We start from the raw sequence: 21102 nt of genomic DNA, 5'->3' as shown, positions 1-21102 counted from the left end.
TGCTCGCCGTTGCGGTCACCGCCATTCGAGTCGCAGAGCGCCCAGCACCTGCGTGACACCGCAAAGCGGTGTCACGAGAACGGTTGAGGTTGGCTTGTCTCACCTCAGATGAGGATCTCATCGGCATGCAAAAGGTCGCCGAACAGGTCCTTCTTGATCACTTCCCAATTGCGGCGGGCCTTGGCCGCGGCGCCCAGGATATAGCGGCGGGCGATGAAGACCTTGCGGCTGTCCTGCTCCGCCTCGTCCATGAGCAGCCAGCCGGTGTAGAGATAGCTGTAGATCTCCACCAACTCCTTGGCGGCGATGCTTTGGAACTGCTTATCGGTCTTGTCCCCGACATACTTGAGACAGTCGAGGAAGAGCGCCCGCATCTCCTTCAGCTCATCCGCGAGGCGCGCCAGGTTGCCGGAATTCTCCTTTTGTTCCCGGGCGGTGAAATGGTCGGCAAAGATATCGTTGATGACCCCGCCGACCGCCGCGACCAGCTGCAACTGCGAGGTCCCTTCATAGATATTGGTGATCCGCGCATCGCGCGTCAGGCGCTCGACATTGAACTCCTTCATGTAACCGGTGCCGCCATGGACCTGCAAGGCGTCATAGCTCACACGATTCGCGTTCTCGCTCAACACATACTTGGCCATCGGGGTGAGCAGCGCGGCCACCCGGATGGCCTCCTTGAGCTTGGCAGACTCGGCCGATGAATCCTTGCCCGCCGCCTTGAGCGAGTCGATCTTCTCCTCCAGCTTATTGCGCAGGTCCACCCAGTGACAGGCGGCGTAGAGCAGCGAGCGATCGCTCTCGATGGTTACCCGCATATCCATCAGCAGGTTAGTGACCACCGGGATATGGTAAATGGCCTTGCCGAACTGCTCGCGCGCCTTGGCATAACTCAGGGCCTCCTCATAGGCCGCCTGCGAAATACCCAGACCCTGCGCGGCCACGCCCAGGCGGGCGCCGTTCATCATGTCCATCACATACTTGATCAGGCCAAACTTACGCTTGCCGATCAGCTGCGCCGGGGTATCGTTGAATTGCAGTTCGCAGGTGGGCGAGCCGTGGATGCCCAGTTTGTTCTCAATGCGCCGGATCTGCACATTGTCTTTGCCATAGCAGGCAAACAGACTCAGGCCCCGGCCGTCCTTGGTGCCAGGTTCGGAACGGGCCAGCACCAGCAGGATCTGCGCGTTACCATTGGTGATGAAGCGCTTCACGCCCTTGAGCCGCCACTGCCCGGACTCATCCTGATAGGCCGTCATATTGACCGCCTGCAGGTCGGAGCCGGCGTCCGGCTCGGTCAGCACCATGGCGCCGGTGGCCTCGCCGCTGGCGAATTGCGGCAGGAATTCCTGGCGTTGCGCCTCGTCGCCGTATTTGTTGATGGTCTCGGCGATGTCCTGTAGACCGAACAGGTTCATCAGCGAGGCCTCGGCCCGCGCCACCATCTCAATCGCCATAGTATAGATGGTGGTCGGGCAATTGAGTCCCCCATAGCGTCGCGGCAGGGTAAACCCCATCAACTCGGCCTGGGTCAGCTTTTCCAGGGCCTCCTGGATGCCCTTGGCATAGGTGACCTTGCCGTCCGCAAAATGACTACCCTCTTCGTCCACGGCCGCCGCCTGCGGGGCCACGGTGTTGGCGGTGATATCGCCGACGATCTCCAGCACCTTGCGATAATTATCCAAGGCGTCCTGGTAGTCGGTGGGTGCGAAGTTATAGCTAGCGGCCTCGGTATAGCCGTGCTCGGCGATGTCGACCACCTCCTGGAGTTGCAGGCGGTCGAAATGAAACAGCAGATCGGTGTTGTCGGTGAAATAGTTGGCCATGGCTCTGCTACTTTAGTTTGTGCTTGTAGGCGTCGATGAGCATCGGGATCACGTCCATCGCCTCGCCGACGATGCCGTAATGGCAGACGCCGAAGATCGGCGCGTCGGGATCGGAGTTGATGGCAATGATCTTATTGGCGTCCTGCATACCGGCCCGGTGTTGGATGGCCCCGGAGATGCCGCAGGCGATATAGAGCTTGGGGCGTACGGTGACACCCGTCTGGCCCACCTGCCGGGCATGATCGATATAACCGGCATCCACCGCCGCCCGGGTGCCGGCGACCTCGCCGCCGATGAGCCGGGCCAACTCATAGAGTATCTGGAAGTTCTGGTAGTTCCCCATGCCGTAACCACCGGAGACGATGATGGGAGCGGCCTTGAGGTTGACCTTGCTCTCCTCATGATGCCGGGCAATGATGCGCACGAGTTGGTCGGCCGCCACCGGCGAATAGGGAACCGGGGTGATCCGTCCGTCCACCGGTTGCGCCAGCGGGACCTTTTCCATGACCCCCTCGCGTACCGTGGCCATCTGCACCGGCGAATCCGGGCAGATAATGGTGGCGATGATGTTGCCGCCGAAGGCCGGGCGAATCTGCAACAGGAGTTGCGCGTAGTCCTTGCGCAGATAGGTGACGTCTGAAATCTGGAGGTCCGTGCAGTCGGCGGTCAGTCCGCTGCGGGTATGGGAGGCGACCCGGGGGGCCAGGTCCCGGCCAATGAAGGTCCCGCCAAACAGGAGGATGCGCGGCTGATGCCGATCCACCAGCTCGCTTAGGATGCGGCTGTAGGGCAGGGTGTTGTAGTGTTGCAGGTCCGGATGATCCGCCAGCAGGACCTCGGTGGCGCCATAGCGAAAGGTCTCCGCGGCCAGGGCCTGCACGTCGTGCCCGAGGAGTACCGCCTTCAATTCGCCATTCAGGCTTTCGGCCAGCTTACGGCCCTTGGAGAGCAGTTCCAGACTGACATCGGCCGGCTGGCCGTCGCGCTGCTCGATAAACACCCAAACCTGTTGCTGATTATCTTTCATAGGGGTTATCCGAAGATGTGGTCTTCCATCAGTTTATCGATCAGCGCGTACATCCCATCCTTGTTGGCGGGGATGATTTCGTGTGTACTCGCGCCCAATACCACTGACTCGATCTTGTGGACCTTGGTCGGCGACCCGCCGAGCCCGCAACGGGCCGGCTCGACATCCAGATCGTCTGCGGTCAGGGTGGGGATAAAGAGACCCTTCGAGACATACTCCTCCTTGAGCTGATCGACATACAGCAAGGAATTGCCCTCGGTCATCTTTTCCAGTTCCAGCAGGGTATGGGCATTCTTATAGGCCATGACCCGCTTGGCCCGGAATGGCCGGGGCGTGGCGGCATCCTTGACCACCGTGATCAACAGTGGCAGGGTCCCCTCCAATACCTCGAAGCCGTTATCGACCTTGCGTTTGACGGTGATCTTATCGCCCTGTGCCTCCATGATCTCCTCGGCATAGGTGATCTGCGGCAGCCCCAGCTTTTCGGCGGTTTGCGGACCCACCTGGGCGGTGTCGCCGTCGATCGCCTGGCGACCGGCAAACACGATATCGTAGGGCGCCATCTTACGCAGCGCCTCGGCCAGGACATAGGAGGTGGCCAGGGTATCGGCGCCGGCGAATTTGCGGTCGCTCACCAGCACGGCCTCATCGGCCCCCATATAGAGGCAATCGCGCAGCAGGTCCGAGGCCTTTAGCGGACCCATGGTCAGCACCCGCACGGTGCCGCCGTAGCGATCCCGCAACTGCAATGCCAATTCCAGCGCGACCTTATCCTCGGGATTGAAGATGGTGGGGAGTTTACTGCGATTGACGGTACCGTCGCTCTTCATGACCTGGCCGGAGATATTGGCCGTGTCAGGTACCTGTTTGACCATTACGATGGAATGGTAGCTCATGGTCTGCCTTATGATGTGCTGCGGGAGTCATTGGATCATGATACCACCGGGGCCAGCGGGGCTGAGAAAGCGCAAGGGGGTGGTTACATTGACCGAAAAAAACTAACCGGCCAATTCTACCTCATTTTTTTCTGGAGCGGGTCGCCGACCTTGACCTCATTGCGACCAGCAGTCATCGACCGGTCGGGGCGCGATTATCGCCGCGGCGGGCGGGATGCCAGCAGCAGCACGCTTGGATGGGCCGCGCCGAACAGCGCAGACCACACCAGGTCGCCGAACGGCACCCCGAGCACCGAGCGGCCGCTCCAGCAGGCGCGCGTAGGCGCGCCGACGGCGCTCGGCCGTGCCGGACACCTGACCGAACATCGGCAACTCGACGTTCTCCAACGCGGTCAGGGTTGGCACCAGGGCGTAATCCTGAAACACGATACCGATGCGCGCCGCGCGCAGGCGGGACCAGGCCGCGGCATCCGGCACCTCCTGGCCGGCGAAGCGCACCCGTCCATAGGACGGCCGGTCGAGCCCGGCCATCAAGCCGAGGAGGGTGGTCTTGCCCCCGCCGCTCGGGCCCTCGATCGCCAACCCCTCTGCAACAGGGGCGCGCGTGGGTCGTCGGCCCCAGGTGCCGCCGCGACCAACGAGCAGGCGAAGGCCAACACGAGGGCGAGACCGCCGCCGCGCCGATGTGCGGGAATGGGGGGGCGGCGCCAGTCATCCGGGTTCTCCAGTCCGGTCTGCGGACCTGGGCCGAATGCCGAGCCCGGCCAGGACCAAATCGGTATCGGAGAGGTCGCCGATGACGCGGCGCACCGGCAGGGGCCAGCGGCGGATCAAGGTTGGGTTCGCCATGATCTGGTCCTCATTGGCGCGGTCCGGGCGCTCCAGCACGTCGATGATCTCGACCCGATAGCGTCCACGCAGCTGGTCGTCGCAGAGTTTCTTGAGATTGATGACGGCGTCCAATGAGCGTGCCGTATGCCCCAGAATATAGAGATGCAAATCCCAGAACTCGTCTGGGGCGTCGCCACACCCGGCGACCTCTTCGCGCAGACCATTGACTGCCATGTTTTCCTCTGCTGGATGATGCGCGTCTCACGCCCGCTCAAGCGCGCGGCCGGGGACGCTGATACTGTTCGGCAAGCAAGCCCATAACCACCCTCAATGAGGGGCACATCGCCCCGCGTCAATCCTCCAAGACGCCAGGCGTGGGTAGCTCGGGCCCGAGGTCGATGTCCAACGCACGCCCCAGTGCGGCCAGGATTTCCTGGGCGCTGTCCCACTCGAAGCAGCCGAGCTGGTGTTCCAATTGGGCCACCAGGGGGGACCAGGCGCCGGCGCCCAGTGTAACCTTAAGACCGGCGAGGCACGGCGCGGCCGCCATGTCACAGTGGCTCACCAGCGTCGCCAGTTGCCGCAGGACCGGCCCGAGGCGATCGGGGTCCAAGACCTTGGGGTCGTCCGCCACGGGTGCGGGCGGCAGCCGGGCCAGGCCGGCCAGGACCGGCGTCAAGGCCGCCTCCAAGGCCTCCAGGTGGGTGGGGATCAGTTCCAGCGCCTCGCGCTTCAGCGCATCCTCCAGCGCGGCCGCGGCGCGCGTCACCACGGCCATCGCCCGCGCGATGGCGCCGATGTCCGCGACGGCGCCGGACCCGAGCGTTCCCGCGTGGGGGTCGAGCAGTTCGGTCAGGGTCGCGATCAGGGCTGACTCATTGATCGGTTTGATGAGCACACCGTCCACCCGGGCGTCCCCGGCCAAGGTCATGGCATCTTCCCGGTCATGGGCGGTGACCATGAGGATCACTGGGGTCTGCGCCAGTCGGCTGTCGGCCTTGAGCCACCCGGCCAACGCGATGCCGTCCAGACCCGGCACCCGCCAATCGGTGAGGACCAGATCGAAGGTGGTGTCACGCCCGGCCGCCGCCGCCAGCACCTGTCGGGCCGCGGCGCTGGAGTGTACCGCCACGGCGGCTACATCATGGGCGCCGAGCATGGCGGTCAAGGCCTTGCGGATGGCCTGGTCGGCGACCACCACCAGCACCCAGGTGCCGGCCAAGGGCCGCAGTCCAAGGCGCGGCGGCGGGCCGTCGAGCGCGGCGATCCCCAAGGTGACGGCGACGGTCACGGTACTACCCCGCCCGGGCACCGTCTCCACCTCGACCCCACCGCCCATCAACTGCGCCAGCTGCCGGCAGATCGCCAGCCCCAGACCGGTCCCACCGTAACGGCGGGTGTGGGAGCCGTCGGCCTGGGCGAAGGCCTGGAACAGCCGCTCCACCTGTTCCTGGACCATGCCGATCCCGGTATCGGAGACCGCGAACCGCAACTGCACCGTGGCCGCCGTCACCGCGGCCGGCGTCACGCGCACGACGATCTCGCCGTGCTCGGTGAATTTCACCGCGTTGGCGGTCAGCTTCGTGAGGACCTGGCCCAGTCGCAGGGCGTCTCCCACCAGGCAGCGGGGCGTCTGCGGGGCCACCGCGACGCTAAAGGCCAGGCCTTTCTGTTGGGCCTTCAACGCCATGACATCGGTGAGGTCCGCCAGCAGCCCATCCAGTGAGAAGGGCGCCGGGTCCAGTACCAGTGTGCCGGCCTCGATCTGCGAGAAGTCCAGGAGGTCGTTGATGATGCCCAGCAGCGCACGGGAGGCGGCGTCGATCCTGGCCAGATAGTCTCGCTGTTGCGCGCTCAGTGCGGTGCGCAGGGCGAGGTAGGTCGTCCCCATGATGGCATTCATGGGGGTGCGGATCTCATGGCTCATGTTGGCGATGAACTCGCCCTTGGCGCGATTGGCCACCTCGGCCTGCGCTTGGGCGATGACCAATGCGTCCTGGAGCTGCCGGCGTTCGGTGGCGAAGCGTTGCTCGGCCGCCTGCCACCGCTGCGCATGGCGCCGATTCAACCACAATACCGCCCCGGCGGCGCCCATCAGCAAGCACAGCAATTGCAGAACCATCAAACGACCCACATCACAGTCACCCGCCATCCGACCCAGTTCAGCGCGCCTCGTGCTCGCGCCGGTCGGCCCGGCCGATCAGGGCCGCACAGGCATCCAAATCGAAATTATAGGCCCAAGCCCCCAGCGTCGTCCGCAGCCCCGCATTACGTTCGCCGAGCTGTGCCGCCAGGGCGCCGATGCGCCCGAAATCGCCCAGACTGACGGCCTCACGCAGACCGGCGCGCCATGCTGCGGGAAGGGTGGCCAGGTGAGCGGCCAGTGCTTCGTCAGACATCTGGACCGCCGGTACCCGGGCTTCCACGGCCCGGATAAACCGCAGCCCCGCGCGGCGCTCCAGGATGGCGAACAGTTCCTCCGCCAGGAACGGCTTGCGGGCGAAGGCGTCACAGCCGCAGGCCAGAAAGCGGTCGCGGTATTCGTTGAAGGCACTGGCGGTCAGCGCCACGATGAGGGTCCGCACCGCCGCGGGCCGCGCCGCCATGCGCGCCTTGATCTCTCGGGTGGCCTCCTCGCCCGACAGGATCGGCATCCGCATATCCATGAAGACCACATGGGGCTGCCACTGCTCCCACAGGTCCACCGCGGCCGCACCGTCGGCCGCCTCCCGCACCGCGAGCACGGCCGGTTGCGGATTCAACCCCTCCAGCAAGGCCCGTAGCGGCCCCCGATTGTCCGCCCGATCATCCACGATCAGCACCCGGCAGGCCGGCTGGCCGGGCACCAGACCGATGACCGGGCGGTCGCTCCGCTCGGGAGTCGGTTCGGCGGCACCCACCGCGGGCAACGCCAGGGTGAAGGAGAACGCGCTCCCCCGGCCGGGCGTGCTCTCCACGCTCAGTTCACCGCCCAGGAGGCGGACCAATTGGCGACACAGGGTGAGCCCGAGGCCGGTCCCCTCCTGCAAGGCCCGGCCGCTGGCGGTCTGGGTGAAGGGTTCGAACAGTCGTTCCAACTCGTCCGGGGCGATCCCCGGCCCGGTGTCGGCGACGCAGAACCGGACCCGCTCCGGGTCGACGGTGGCGACCCGCAGCACGATCGACCCCGCGCTGGTGAATTTGACTGCATTGCCGACCAGATTGAGCAGGACCTGGCGGAGCCTCTGGGCATCCCCGCGCACCAGCGGGGGGAGCGGCGGCGCCTCGACGGCGAGGCTCAGTCCCCGCTCCCGCGCCCGCGGCTGGAAGACCTCCGCCACCTCGGCCACCAGCCGGTGCAGCGCGAACGGGGCGGCCTGCGGGGTCATCCGGCCGGCCTCGATCTTCGCCAGGTCGAGGATGCCGTCGATGAGTGTGAGCAGGTGCTCGCCGCTGCGCCTGATAATGGCCAGGCTGTCGTGCTGGGTGGCGGTGATGGCGGGGTCGCGCGCCAACACCTGGGTGAAGCCGAGGATGGCGTTGAGCGGGGTGCGGATTTCATGGCTCATATTGGCCAGGAAGATCGACTTGGCGCGGTTGGCCGCCTCCGCCTGGTCTTTCGCGATGACCAGCGCCGCTTCCGCCCGCTTAGCCTCGCCGATGTCTTGCAGCAGGGCGACGGTATACTTGAGCGAGCGATCCGCCTCGCGTACGCATCCGACCGACAGATGGACCCAGATCGCCTCCCCGTCGCGGCGGATAAAGCGCTTTTCCAGCGCGTAGGTGTCAATGTCGCCCGCGCGCACCCGCTCGAATTGGGCCACGTCGGCTGGGAGGTCGTCGGGATGGGTCAATTGCGCCCAGTTCATGCCGGAGAGCTCCCGTTCCGTATAGCCGAGCAGCGTACAGATTCCGGTATTCACCTCCAGCCAGCCCTTGTCCGGGGAGGTAATGGCTATGCCGATGAACGGCAATTCAAAATAACCCCGGAACCGGGCTTCGCTCACCGCCAATTCATTGGCCGTCCGCTCGGCCGACTCCTTGGCCCGGCTCAGATCGGCGGTCCGCTCCAGCACCCGCTGCTCCAGTTGGGTGCGCTCTTGCGCCAGGGCGCTCAACGCGGTATTGCGTTGGCGCATGACCGTGATCAATACCCCGATCAGGACGGTCTCCAACGCCAGGACGATGAGCGTGATGACAATACGCCAACGGTAGAGCTCCCACACCGAGACGGGATGGTTGATCACGACACTCCCGCTCGGCAGCGCCCGCCGCGCGATACCGAAGCGCTGCATCGCCCGGTAGTCGAAGAGATCGGTGGCCGGCGAGGTCATGACCACCGGCAGGTCGGCCACTGGCGTCCCCTCGAGAATACGCAGTGCCAGGTCCCCAGCCGCCCGGCCCTGGTCGGCGCCGGTCAGTATATGGCCGCCGAGTACGCCGGTGTTGAGGTGAAAATCCCAGAAGCTATAGACCGGAAAGGGGCTGGCAGCGGCAATCAGGCGGCCGTTTTCCTCCGGCGTGAGTGCGCGGCCCGCGCCCTGATCGCGGGTCTGACCGGCCAAGAAGACCACGGTCGCGCGCGGGAGCTGCGCCAGGCGGGCGCCGATTTCGGCCACTGAGGCGTCCTTGAGCACCACCAGGTCAAAGCGGTCGCGGTAGCGGGGCATGACCTCGGACTCCGCGATCTCGGCGATCCGCTTACTGCTGGCGTCGCCCGTGGAGGTGATGAAGACCAGGGTGCGGGTCCGGGGCTGAACCTTGAGCGCAAGGTCGACCGTGGCCGTCATGTCGATCTCCTCGTTCACCCCAGTGATATCCGTGCCGCCGCGCAACACGGCCGGGCGGAAATTGTTATAGCCGCAGAAGACGATCGGGCGTCCGGGAAACAGCCGCGCCCGCTGATCGAGCGCGAAATCGAAGGCCGCGTTGTCTGAGACGATGACCAGGTCCGGCCGATAGACACGGTACTTGGCAGCCATGGCATTGGCCAGTGCCGCGGTGATGACCGGGTCAGCGAAGCGGCGGCTGTCCAGATATTCAACCGACAACTCGATGGGCCGACCAGCCCCCTCCAGCCGCTCCCGCAGGCCCAACTCCACCGCGTCGCCCCAGGAGTAGCCGCGGTGGTATGAATTGATATAGAGAACGCGGGCGAGCGGCTCGGCGGTGGTGGCGCTTACCGGTGCGGCACAATTCAGCAGCAGCGCCAGCACTAGCACCATGGGCCGCCAAGACCGATCGCGCACCCGGTCAACCGAGCGCGCCGCGCAGTATCGCGTTAATGGATCTGGCATCACGAGGGTAGACCCTCAAACCCGTCGGCCCGCCCGATCAGGGCGGCGAATGCATCCAGGTCAAAATCGTAGGCCCACTGGGCCAGCACTGTGCGCAGCCCGCTATCGTCCTGCCCGAGTTGCGTCACGAGTGTACCGATCCGGCCGAAATCGCCCAAATTCACGGCCTCGCGCAGCGCGGCGCGCCATCCCGCGGGGAGGGCCGCCAGGCGTTCAGCCAATTGTTCGTCAGACAACGGGAGCGCGGCCGCCGGGGGGGCGCTGGCACGCATGAATCTTAGACCCACCCGGCGCTCCAGGATAGCGAACAGCTCCTCGGCGCGGAACGGCTTACAAGCGAATTCATCGCAACCGCAGGCCAGGACCTCGTCGCGACTGTCAGTGAATACGCTGGCGGTGAGTGCCACGATCGTCGAGCGCACGGTCTGCGGCCGGGCCGCCATCAGGGCCTTGATCCGGCGGGTCGCCTCCTCGCCCGACATGACGGGCATTCGCATATCCATGAAGACCACCTGGGGCTGCCACCGCTCCCACACCGCCACGGCCGCGGCCCCGTCGGCCGCCTCCTGAAACTCCAACACCGGCGGTTGCGGATTCAGCCCCGTCAGCAGCGCGCGCAGCGGCGCCCGGTTGTCCGGCAGGTCGTCCACGATCAGCACCCGACAGACCGGCTGACCGGGTGCCAGGCCGACAATGGGGGGCTCGGTGAGATCGACCGTCGCCTCGCCGGCGGTCGGCGGAAGCACGAGGGTGAAGGAGAAGCGGCTCCCCTGCCCAGGCGTGCTCTGCGCCCTCAACTCACCGCCCATGAGATGCACCAACTGCTGGCTCAGGGCCAGCCCGAGCCCGGTCCCTCCCGTGGCCTCCCGGCCGCTGGCGGTCTGACCGAATGGCTTGAAGAGCCGCTCGATCTCCTGCGGCGCGATCCCCACTCCAGTATCGATGATGCTGAAGGCGATCGTCTCGGCTGCGGCCGCCTCGACCCGGAGCGTCACCGTCCCCGCGGTGGTGAACTTCATGGCATTCCCCAGCAGGTTGATCAGGACCTGGCGCAACTTCACCGCGTCGCCCGACACCATACGGGGGAGCATCGAGGTCTCCCCCGTCAGGACGAGCCCCCGCTCATGGGCGCGTTGACTGAAAAAGGCCTGACTCTCCGCCACCAGTGCGATGAGGTCAAAGGGGGCCGTCTTGACGGCCATCCGGCCGGCCTCGATCTTGGCCATATCGAGGATGTCGTTGATGAGGTTTAGCAGGTGTTCACCGCTGCGCTTGATGGTACACAGGCTCTCACGCTGAGTGAGGTTCAACTGCGGGTCGCGGCTCAAGACCTGGGCGAAACCGAGAATGGCGTTGAGGGGGGTGCGGATCTCGTGGCTCATGTTGGCCAGGAATTCGCTCTTGGCCTGGCTGGCGGATTGGGCGGCATCACGCGCCTGTGTCATCGCCTCCAGGATGCGTGACTGAATGCTGGCCAGCTCCTCGAACTGATAGGTGTTGGCGGGCGGCGTTGATGACGGTAACCCCTGTTCAAGCACCGGCATCTTTGCGGCGAATGAGACAATGGGTTCTACGATGAGTCGGTTGATCCGGCGATGCCTGATTACCACCAGCAGGATCAAGCCGCCCATAAAGGCCGCCAACAGGATCAGCAGCGCATTACGCTGGCTATCCAGCAGCTCAGTGGGGATCAGAATGGCGATCTTGGCCCCGATCGTATCGACCCCGGAAATCATCGGTATCCAGCGCCGGCCACCTGCTGACAGGGTGCGGTGTGGGTTGGGGGTCTCCTGCCAGCGTTTGAGATCGACCGTGGCGATGTGCAGCGCGGGGTCGCCCGAGAGCATGACGAATCCGTCGCTTGCCACCAGCATCAATGGCGTTCCGGAGAAGCGCGAAAACTGCGTGAGGAAGTTCTGAACATAGGACAGGTCCAAGCGTCCCAGGTAAAGTTGGCCCGCGGCGCGGATGGCGAAATAGACGCTGGGCGCATCGTCCTCGTGACCGCGCATGATCTCGGACAGGTCGTTATGGGTGCCGACGGAGGCCAGATAGCCGGCCAGCTTGCCACCGGAAAAGGCATAGCCGACAAATACCTTACTGTCCGATGCGGCCTTATAGATGCGCTGCACACCCAGCCGGGAATCAAGCTGGTAAATGTCGGAAAAGGCGGAAAAGAGATTCAGCACGGCCGGCGAGCGTTCGCCCTCGGGCAGGGCCGCGAACGCCGCCAGACTCTCACGCGCGGCATCCAGATGGCTGGCCAAGAAGAGATGGACCCGCGCCGCGTCGGCGCGGCGCAGATCCAGATATTTGCCATTCATCCCGGCCAGGGTGAACCAGACGGCCACGAACAGGATGGCGGTCGTCAGGGTCAACGATCCAATCTCCAGAAACAGGGTATAACGCCAAAAGGTGGTCCGGCCAAACAGGGTCATTGGAGTTCTTTTTGCAGGTCCTGAATAAAGTAGAAGGTCCGGGAGACATCGCCCGTGGCGTCGAAGGCGATGGGTCCCAGACTCGTCTGGTGGGTCGGCGCCGACAGCAGATACTGCTTGACCTTGGCTGGGGTGTCATAGCCCCGGCTGAAGGCCTGATCGAGCAGTTCCAACGCCTGCCAGACGCCGATGGTCATCGCGTGTGGTTCATAGCCAAAGCGGGCGTGGAAGCGCCTGAAATAGGCGTCGATTGCCGGGTCGTCGTGGCGTGATGGGTACTGGCTGGGGAGGATGATCCGCTCAATCGCGGGGCCGGCGGTTTCGAGAATGGCCGGCGAGCGCGCCCAGGGTGTCAGCAATATGGGTGCCGCGGGATGCAGATGATGAAAGAGCTGGGCCATATTGCCGATGGCGGCCTGGAAGCTGCCCGCCAGGATATAGAGCGCGTCGTACGGCTGCGCCATGATGGGCGCAAACTCATCCGGCTTGAATTTAGGGACCATGAGCGGGCGGTGAACGATCTGCCATCGGCCCAGTGAATGAAGCTCGGTGGCGAACGCCTGGAACGCCGGGTCGGTATAGGGCAGATTGCTCTCGTCCTGCAACACCAGGATGCGGGTGCCCGGCAGCCGGTCGACATAGCGGGCAATGGCCCGCTGCTCCTGAACGGCGTCGGCGACGATGCGAAAAAAATAGTCGTCCTGACCCGTCAGGGCCGGGCTGGTCGATGCGGTATTGATGAGGAGCGCCCGCGGGTCCGCGAACAAGTGGATGCTCGCCACGGCGCAGTTGGACGGGTGGGTGGAGACGAAAAACCGCACCCCCTCGCTCATCGCCGCGGCAATCGCGGGTGCGGTCTTTTCGGGCTGCCACTGGTCGTCCACTGGCCGCACCCGGATGCGGCTGCGCGGATGCTCCTCCCGGAAGAGATCGGCGGCATTCATCTCGCTGGAGCCGACCACCGCGGCGGCGGCCAGCCAGCCGACCACCCCCACCGGGATGGGCGGCGGCGGGCGCAGCGCCCGCCAGAGCAGCAGGGACGCGGCAACGACGACCAGCAGGGCCGCCCAGAGCACTCGTTTTTTCATATTCTTACCCGTCTCCGGCCAACGGCCATGGCGCCCGCACCACAGCGAAAGATGAATCTAAACCCGGGAATTGCTCACGCCAAGGCGCCAAGCTCGCCAAGAAATACAATCGGGTAGAGCCAGTATCCAGCCCCCCCTCCGGGTGACTGGCGCAACGCTGATCACGCACTGAACAGCCTTGGCGAGCTTGGCGCCTTGGCGTGACAACTACTCTTTCTAGGGTGAAACTGGTGGGCGACCTGGCCGTTCCCCCACCCCGCCCCCCCAAAGGGTGAGGGGGCATTGGACCGCGCTCCCGGCCCGACTTTCATTAGAGCGCACTCGAAAAGGCATCCAGGTCATAGCGATAGGCCCAGTGCGTCAGTGCAGCATAAAGTGCTGCGTCGGTCTCGCGCAGCGGCTCCAGCAGGGCGGTGATGCGGCCGAAGTCGCCCAGGTCCACCGCGTGTTGTAGTTCGGCTCGCCACGCGGCGGGGGCGTTGGCCAGGTGCATTGTCGCCTCGTCAAGCGACAACCGGGGCGCGTTCGGCGGCTCCGCGGCGCGGACGAACCTCAGCCCGGCACGGCGCTCCAGGATGGCGAACAGCTCCTCGGCGCGGAAGGGTTTGCGGGCAAAGGCGTCGCAGCCACAGGCGAGGAAGCGGTCGCGTTGGTCGTCGAATGCGCTGGCGCTGAGCGCCACGATGAGGGTCCGCACCGCGTCGGGCCGCGCGGCGATGCGCGCCTTGATCTGCCGGGTCGCCTCCTCGCCCGACAACACCGGCATCCGCATATCCATAAAGATCGCGTGTGGCTGCCACGCCTCCCAGAGCGCCACCGCCTCGCGACCGTCGGCCGCCTCGCGCACCTCCAGCACCGGCGGTTGCGGGTTCAACCCGGTGAGCAGCGCCCGCAGCGGCTCCCGATTGTCCGGGACGTCATCGGCGATGAGGACCCGGCAGACCGGCTGCCCCGGCGCCAGCGCGGCCACCGGGAGTGCCGGTGGGGCCGGGGTCGACCCATCGATCCCCGCCGGATCCAGCGCAATGGTGAACGAAAAACAACTCCCCTGCCCCGGCGTACTGTCCGCGCTCAGGGTCCCGCCCATGAGCCGCACATATTGGCTACAGAGCGCCAGGCCGAGCCCGGTCCCGCCCGGCACCTGCCGGCCGCTGTCGGTCTGGTTGAAGGGCGTGAACAGCCGCGCCAGTTCCTCCGGGGCGATCCCCATCCCGGTATCCTGGATGCTGAAGCGGATGCCATCGCCGATGCCTTCCACCCGCAGCGTCACCCCTCCGGCCGCGGTGAACTTGACCGCATTGCCCACCAGATTGATGAGGACCTGGCGCAGGCGCAGCTTGTCGCCTGCCACCAGCCGGGGAATCGCCGACCGCTCCACCGTCAGTGTCAGCCCGCGCTCGCGGGCGCGCGGTCGGAAAAAGGCCGCGGTTTCGTCGATCAGTTGGTGCAGATCGAAGGGGGCGACCTGGCAGGTCATGCGTCCGGCCTCGATCTTGGCCAGATCGAGGATATCGTTGATGAGTGTCAGCAGGTGCTCACCGCTGCGCTGGATGGTGCCCAGGCCGTCGCGCTGGGCCACCCGCAGCTCGGGATCGCGCACCAACACCTGGGCGAAGCCGAGGATGGCGTTGAGCGGGGTGCGGATTTCATGGCTCATGTTGGCCAGGAACAGCGACTTGGCCCGACTGGCCGCCTCCGCCTGCTCCTTGGCGGCCTGCAGCGCGGCGGCCCCCTGCTGCTGTTCGGTGAGGGCGCGCACCAACGCGATGTTGCTGTGACTCAGCCGGGAGATCATCTCGGCAAACTGCATGTAGAAGTGCATCACCAGGGTGACCTTGTCCCGGCCCCAGCGCGGCACCCGCTCATAGGCGTCGAGGTAGGCCGCCTCGTCGAACCCATAGCGGCGGGCCTGTTCCCGGAAGGCCTCAGGATCCGGCGGTTCGTCATCGAAAAAAAACTGCCCAAGGAACAGATTGCCGACATGCCTGCCAGCGATCATGATCGGGGTCACCACGTCCAACATGCCGTTCTTACACCGGTAGGTCCGAAAGCTGCCAGGCACCACCCCCGCAGCGAGTACGGTGTCGCTTTCCAGGCAGTTATGGGCGGTGTCCGGATGGACCCGATGGAACTTGGTGCAGATGTCCTGCCAGCCGGTGGCCACCAGCACCCGCCCATTCAGATCCAGCAGGGCCACCGCGAGGTTGGTGAGCCGGAAGAAGTTTTCCATCACCTGCTGCATCTCGCTGCAATCGATGATGTCGGCCAGATCGAGCGTCTCCAGGTCCCCGCTCGGTGCCAGCAGCGCCTCCAGCTTGGCGCGCACCCGGCCCTCGCTCTTGGCCAGTTCGTGGGTGCGTTGCTCCAGTGCCTGGTTCGCCCGACCCGCCTGCGCCAGGGCGGCGGCGATCCGCAGTTGGCTGCGGGTCAGGGCCAACGCGCCCAATGCCAGCGCCAGGCTCAGGAGGGCACCGGCCGCCATGACCGTGCGGCTGCTTTCGTTGATCCGCTCGCTGCCCAGGTAGGCCGGCAGCGCCCTGACCCGGATGGTCCAATCGGCGCCCACAAAATGGACCCGGCGCACGCTCGCAAGCTGGCCGGTCGTGGTACCCGTGGGCGTTGCCGAGCGAAAGAGCACGGTCGCCGGTGCCCGGGGGGGCTGCGCCGCGATTGTCAGCGCGAGTCGCTTGTTCAACTCGCTGTATTCGTTGCCGAGATAGGCACCCACCACATCCTGGATGCGCAGCGCCGCGTAGGCCCAGCCGCGCAGCGCCGAGCGCCGTTGCGCAACACTCGCCACCGGCACATCGGTACGATAGACCGGCACGAAGACGAGGACCCCGGCCTGCACCCCCTGGTCGGTTTCCTGTTTCAGCGTCACCGGGTCGGACATCACCGCCTGGTTGTCGTCACGCGCCTGAAGCGCCGCCGCCGATCGCACCGGCTCGGTGAACAGGTCGAAGCCGATGGCACGCTGGTTGCGCCAGTCGAAGGGCTCCACATAGATGACAGAGGAGTAGGGGTCGCGACTGCCGGGCGGGCGGATGTCGTAGTCGGGGAACCCCTGGGCGCGCATGGCGGCGAGATGCCGCGCCTTCTCTGCGGCCGGTATCAGGGCGGCATAACCGATGCCCTGAATCCCTGGATAATACTCGGGAAGCTGCAACCGCTCGACATAGCGGTGAAATTCATCGCGGGTGACCTCCTGGCTGCTCATGAAGAGTCCGGCCACCCCGCGTAGGATCTGGGCGTTGGCCGTGATCCGATGCTGTAGGCCGGTCACCAACTCGCTGACCCGTAGCTCGAACTCCGCGCGCTCCATGGCGCGCTCGCGGCTGCCCAGTTGTGCCGCCAGCAGCCAGGTCAGCGCCAGGCCGCCGGCCAGGATCAGCCAGGGCAGTACATGAAAAATGCGTCTCACCGGCCGCGGGTCGGTATCATTGGTCAGCATTTGCGACCCTCGCAGGGTTCCGACAGCACAGAATCTCACGCCAAGCGTGGGTAAGGATAGGACAAAAGAGCACGCGATGAATCATCCTGGAACATACAGGGGTCGGTCATGCGCATACTGATCGTGGACGATATACCTGATAATATTCGGGTGTTGAGCACGATGCTGGCCGACGATGGTCATCAGATCTCAGCCGCCACCAACGGCCGTGCGGCCCTACGGCTGGCCGAGTCCTGCGCCCCGGACCTGATTCTACTCGACGTCATGATGCCTGAAATGGACGGCTACGAGGCGTGCGCGGCGCTCAAGTCCGACCCGTTGCTCAAGTCGATCCCGGTCATCTTCATCACCGCCCTGGCCGATGTCGAGGACGAGACGCGGGGGCTCGCACTGGGGGCGGTGGACTACATCACCAAGCCGTTCAAGGAGGCGATCGTGCGGCTGCGCGTCAGGACCCAACTGGAGCTCAAGCGCCAGCGTGACCTGCTCGCCCAACTCTCCCACCTCGACGGGCTGACCGGAATACCCAACCGGCGGGCCTTCGACGAACGGCTCGAGCGCGATTGGCGGCGGGCCATCCGCTCGGGCGAACCGGTCGCGGCGGCGATGGTCGACATCGACCACTTCAAGGAATTCAACGACGCCTATGGGCACCTGGCCGGCGATGACTGTCTGCGCCGGGTGGCCGGCAGCCTGGCCGATGGGGTCAAGCGGGCAGGGGACTTCGTTGCCCGCTATGGGGGAGAGGAGTTTATCTGTCTGTTCCACGGGGTCGATGCGTCGGGGCTGGCGGTGGTGGCCGAACAACTGCGTGCTGGTATCGAGGCGCTGCGGATCCCCCATAGCGCATCCCCGGTGTCCCCGTGGTTGACCATCAGTATCGGCGCCGGGCTCTGCCGGCCGGTGCTTGAGACACCGTCATCCGAGCTGGTGGCGGTGGCGGATCTCCAGCTCTTTACCGCCAAGCGTCTCGGCCGCAATCGGGTCAGTCTGGCGCAGTAGCGCAATGGAGTGGTGGGATTCACCCACCCACTCACCGTTCAGTGTTATAGCCTTGCGCCAGATCGGCGGGCGGGGTGTCGTAATACACGCCAATGCTGTTACCGACTGACCGCTGCCAGCTACCTGAGACCACCACGGCGGACCTCCCATTCCAGCGCGCCATGGCGGTCGAACGCCCGCCATCCATCAGGACCCCATCGAAGGCCCCGCAATGGCGTAGCCACTCACCCACCTCGGCAATGCCCGCGCTGGTATGAGTCATGAAATAGACATAACGGCCATCCTCGGAAAGCCCAATCGCCGTCCTGCGGTTTGGTCGGTTTCCGCTGGCGGGCTTTCCCTTAGTCAGGACATCTTGCTGACCGCTGACCGCGGCTTGGATCTGGCTGGCGTCGGCGCCGGCCGCCAGCCGCGTAATGCGCGCAGTCCCATCTTTACCGATCACCAGTGCCGGACCGCCCTGCGCGGAGACCCGGGTGCCTTCCCATGCCGCATACCCCAGCAGATTCACCTTGCCGACGATCACGGGCGAGAATTCATTGGCGTTGATGGCCACCAGCACCGGATGCGGCGCCCTTTGCGAGTCTGAAACGAATTGGACGGTCTTCCTGGTTTGGGTCTCCTGGGCGTCCGCCACATAGTCGGGGCAGCGCTCCGTCGTATAAAACCGCAGCCCGCTGGTCTGCGTGTCGATCTGCACGCAGTCGATTCTGTTGCGGCCCGCCGTGATGGTCGCATGCTTCACCCCCGGCCCCAGGACTGAGGCCCCGCTCCAGTCGTAACTCCCCGACTGACCATGGGCCAGCGCGGCACACAGCAACAGCGCTATCCCGACCCAGGATGGGCCAATGGGCTTATTCATCTTCACTCATCGTCATGTGCTTGATCATCGTTATAGCCACCCGCTCGTGACACCGCTCCAGCGGTGTCACGCATGTGTTTGGCGCTCTGCGCCCCGCGGCCCGCGGTCGGAGTGATGATCAAGGCCTGATCGTCATTCCGGCCGGGACGCCGGAATCCAGGCCAGGGAAGGCAACCTCTCGGCCGCCGCGGACTTGAAGAACACCGCGGACTGGCCGAACTCCGGCCTCCAGCCCACCGTCCGTGCGCGATCTTAGCGCCCAAACACGCCGGTAAACTTGGCCTTGCCGATGCTATTCGCATTGACCATATAACCCACGAGCGCCGCAGTCGCGCCGGCAGGCACCTCCAGCTTTTCCGTCTTGAGGGCATATAGCGTGAAATTGTAGCGATGTGCCTTATCCCCGACGGGCGGACAAGGACCGCCCCAACCAGGGGCACCGAAGTCGGTAGCGATTTGCGTGGCACCAGCGACCATCGCCGACCCATCGGCCTTACCCGCGCCAGCCGGCAGCGCATAGGTGGTCGCGGGAATATCGATCACCACCCAATGCCACCAGCCGCTACCGCCAGTGGGCGCATCTGGGTCATGGACGAGGAGGGCAAAGCTCTTTGTACCCTTCGGCGGGTCTTTCCAGGATAGCGCGGGTGAGATGTTATTGCCGGTGCAACCGAAGCCGTCAAACACCTGTTCGGGCTTGATGGTTGCACCAGGTTTGACATCGGGGCTGTCCAGCGAAAAGTCAGCCGCAAGGGCGTACTGAGCGGTCGCAAGCAAGGAGAGGGCCAGAATGGACTTACGCATAATGAACTCCACGACGACAGTGAAACATCAGACCAGGGCCGAGCCTAGCAATCAATCATACTCATACCATCCACGAATGCAAGGCCCCAGGTTCCCCGGGCCTTATCTCGTTCCGACGCTCCGCGTCGGAATCATCTCGTTCCCACGCTCTGCGTGGGAATGCATTCATGGCCGCTCTAGCGGCCCGATTCACCCCAGCAGGCGCGCTCTCCGTCAATCCGGCGCATGATCTCATCGTGGCCGATGCCGCTGGCCTGGTTGATCGGAAGGGTGTCAAGAAAATCATCGAGATTCCCTCGACGGCCGGGTGCCTTGCCGGCTTATAACAAGATGATGACCCGCGCCGGACCGGCTTCGGCGTTTTCCGGCAGCTCTAGGTGAAGCTCATGCTCGGGGTTTATGTGAGCGACCAATTCGATGGCTTGCATCTCTGTTTCTCTATTTCGTCCCGGTCTTGGTGTTGTTGCGGTTCGCTCCTCATCCTAACTTACGCGCTTATGACCGGGATCATCGAGAGACGAATACTCACCCGCCCGCGGCATTGCGCGACGACGACTGGCGGGGTACATCCCACCCAAAGGTCGTCTGCGCCCACTCGATCATCTTGGCGAGTACGCGCCGCGCTCGGTCTGCGCGTCCAGGAGAGCGCAGGTCGACATGAACCGGGCATCTTGGGATCACGGCCAACTCGCTCAAATAGGCGCAAGCATCGCAACGCAATAATCCTCCGCGACTTTCTGTAGCCAATCGTTGACCTCCGGATAATCGGGCGCCCTCATAAAGAACCGCCCCGTGCTCGACGGCATCCCGCACCACGCCAGTGAGCCAAGTCTAATACTTGCGGAACTCATCCGGCGTGACGACCACGATGTCCTTTGAGACGCGCACGTCACGGACCGCCCGCCGCGCCGCAACTCCCCGATCCTCAAATGGCAGATCGGTATCCGCGACAACTAAAATATCGTAATCGCTATCCGGCTGCGCGGTCCCGCGCGCACGCGACCCGAAAAGAATGATCCGGCGCGGTGCGAGGGCCGACACCAGTCGGTCTCGAAGCAATTCTACCGTCGGGTTAATCATCGGGGCTCTCGTATCTCGTTGATCTCGTTCCGACGTTCTGCGTCGGAATGCAGTCTTGGCCGCTCCAGCGGCCCGGTTGGCCACGCGACGCCAGAGCGTCGGAACTTGCTCCCACGCTGGAGCGTGAAAGCCAGAAACCCCACAGCATCGACAAGCTTTCTTGGGGTTCGTTCCTCGTCCCAACCTACGTCGCTATTACAACCGGTCGGCGAGAGCGACGTCCAGCAATCTCTTGCCGTGGATAACCGCAAGCACATGCACGTCTTCGCCGGCCACCTGATAGATCACCCGATAGCTATAAATGAAGTGCTCACGGATTGCGGGATTTGTCAGCTCCTGAACGACTCGCCCCATCAGCGGCTGCGTCAGGAATAGCTCACCCGTAATCGTTCAGACCCCCCCCTTCCGGAACGCGGTGGCGTGGGGGCATTGTGTTGGAGGATAGCACCCCAACAGTTGGTGGCGTCGCGGGGACCCCACCGTTCAGCCTGACGCGCACATGAAACTCGACCGACACGATC

15 protein-coding genes are annotated in these 21102 nt (G+C 64.8%); 1 reads left to right on the top strand and 14 read right to left on the bottom strand.

Annotation, left to right across the window (positions count from 1 at the left end; translation table 11 throughout):
* Positions 1-104: 104 nt before the first annotated feature.
* From QZX93_RS23895 to QZX93_RS23850, 10 genes are all read right to left on the bottom strand, one after another.
* Complete coding sequence (locus QZX93_RS23895; protein ID WP_295391765.1) at positions 105-1826, bottom strand: acyl-CoA dehydrogenase family protein; 1722 nt, start codon at positions 1824-1826, stop codon at positions 105-107.
* 7 nt (positions 1827-1833) lie between these two features.
* A complete protein-coding gene (locus tag QZX93_RS23890) occupies positions 1834-2853 on the bottom strand; it encodes an electron transfer flavoprotein subunit alpha/FixB family protein (protein ID WP_295391767.1) in 1020 nt (339 codons plus the stop codon).
* Positions 2854-2858: 5 nt separating this feature from the next.
* Positions 2859-3749, bottom strand: coding sequence for an electron transfer flavoprotein subunit beta/FixA family protein (locus QZX93_RS23885; protein WP_295391769.1), 891 nt, complete (start codon positions 3747-3749; stop codon positions 2859-2861).
* Positions 3750-3905: 156 nt separating this feature from the next.
* Entirely contained in the window at positions 3906-4331 is a 426-nt protein-coding gene (locus tag QZX93_RS23880; RefSeq protein WP_295391771.1) for an ATP-binding cassette domain-containing protein, read from the bottom strand.
* 129 nt (positions 4332-4460) lie between these two features.
* Complete coding sequence (locus QZX93_RS23875; protein WP_295391773.1) at positions 4461-4814, bottom strand: circadian clock KaiB family protein; 354 nt, start codon at positions 4812-4814, stop codon at positions 4461-4463.
* Between the two features lie 118 nt (positions 4815-4932).
* Entirely contained in the window at positions 4933-6702 is a 1770-nt protein-coding gene (locus tag QZX93_RS23870; RefSeq protein WP_295391774.1) for an ATP-binding protein, read from the bottom strand.
* A 40-nt stretch (positions 6703-6742) separates the two neighbouring features.
* A complete protein-coding gene (locus QZX93_RS23865) occupies positions 6743-9784 on the bottom strand; it encodes an ABC transporter substrate binding protein (RefSeq protein ID WP_295391776.1) in 3042 nt (1013 codons plus the stop codon).
* 71 nt (positions 9785-9855) lie between these two features.
* A complete protein-coding gene (locus tag QZX93_RS23860) occupies positions 9856-12294 on the bottom strand; it encodes an ATP-binding protein (protein WP_295391778.1) in 2439 nt (812 codons plus the stop codon).
* Entirely contained in the window at positions 12291-13382 is a 1092-nt protein-coding gene (locus tag QZX93_RS23855; RefSeq protein WP_295391780.1) for an ABC transporter substrate-binding protein, read from the bottom strand. Before QZX93_RS23855 ends, QZX93_RS23860 begins: the two co-directional genes overlap by 4 nt.
* A gap of 310 nt (positions 13383-13692) precedes the next feature.
* Entirely contained in the window at positions 13693-16833 is a 3141-nt protein-coding gene (locus tag QZX93_RS23850) for a CHASE domain-containing protein (RefSeq protein ID WP_295391782.1), read from the bottom strand.
* A gap of 108 nt (positions 16834-16941) precedes the next feature.
* Between QZX93_RS23850 and QZX93_RS23845 the strand changes: the two genes are divergently transcribed.
* Positions 16942-17835: a diguanylate cyclase gene (locus QZX93_RS23845; RefSeq protein WP_295391784.1), complete on the top strand. Its 894-nt coding sequence runs from the start codon at positions 16942-16944 to the stop codon at positions 17833-17835.
* A 31-nt stretch (positions 17836-17866) separates the two neighbouring features.
* On the opposite strand, the gene QZX93_RS23840 is transcribed toward QZX93_RS23845, so the two are convergent.
* The 4 genes from QZX93_RS23840 to QZX93_RS23825 all read right to left on the bottom strand — a co-directional run bounded on the left by QZX93_RS23840 (position 17867) and on the right by QZX93_RS23825 (position 20938).
* Positions 17867-18697, bottom strand: coding sequence for a phosphodiester glycosidase family protein (locus QZX93_RS23840; RefSeq protein WP_295391786.1), 831 nt, complete (start codon positions 18695-18697; stop codon positions 17867-17869).
* Positions 18698-18949: 252 nt separating this feature from the next.
* Positions 18950-19501 carry a YbhB/YbcL family Raf kinase inhibitor-like protein gene (locus QZX93_RS23835; protein WP_295391788.1) on the bottom strand — a complete coding sequence of 184 codons (552 nt, stop codon included), beginning with the start codon at positions 19499-19501 and terminating at the stop codon, positions 18950-18952.
* An 831-nt stretch (positions 19502-20332) separates the two neighbouring features.
* Positions 20333-20581 carry a nucleotidyltransferase domain-containing protein gene (locus QZX93_RS23830; protein WP_295391790.1) on the bottom strand — a complete coding sequence of 83 codons (249 nt, stop codon included), beginning with the start codon at positions 20579-20581 and terminating at the stop codon, positions 20333-20335.
* A 195-nt stretch (positions 20582-20776) separates the two neighbouring features.
* The gene (locus QZX93_RS23825) at positions 20777-20938 is read right to left on the bottom strand and encodes a type II toxin-antitoxin system RelE/ParE family toxin (RefSeq protein ID WP_295391794.1); all 162 of its coding nucleotides are present in this window, start codon (positions 20936-20938) and stop codon (positions 20777-20779) included.
* Between the last annotated feature and the right edge of the window lie 164 nt (positions 20939-21102).

This window comes from uncultured Thiodictyon sp. (assembly GCF_903946935.1).
Classification (GTDB): Bacteria; Pseudomonadota; Gammaproteobacteria; order Chromatiales; family Chromatiaceae; genus Thiodictyon.
Note: the sequence above shows the minus strand (reverse complement) of the source record. Positions and strands in the feature narration are given on the sequence as shown.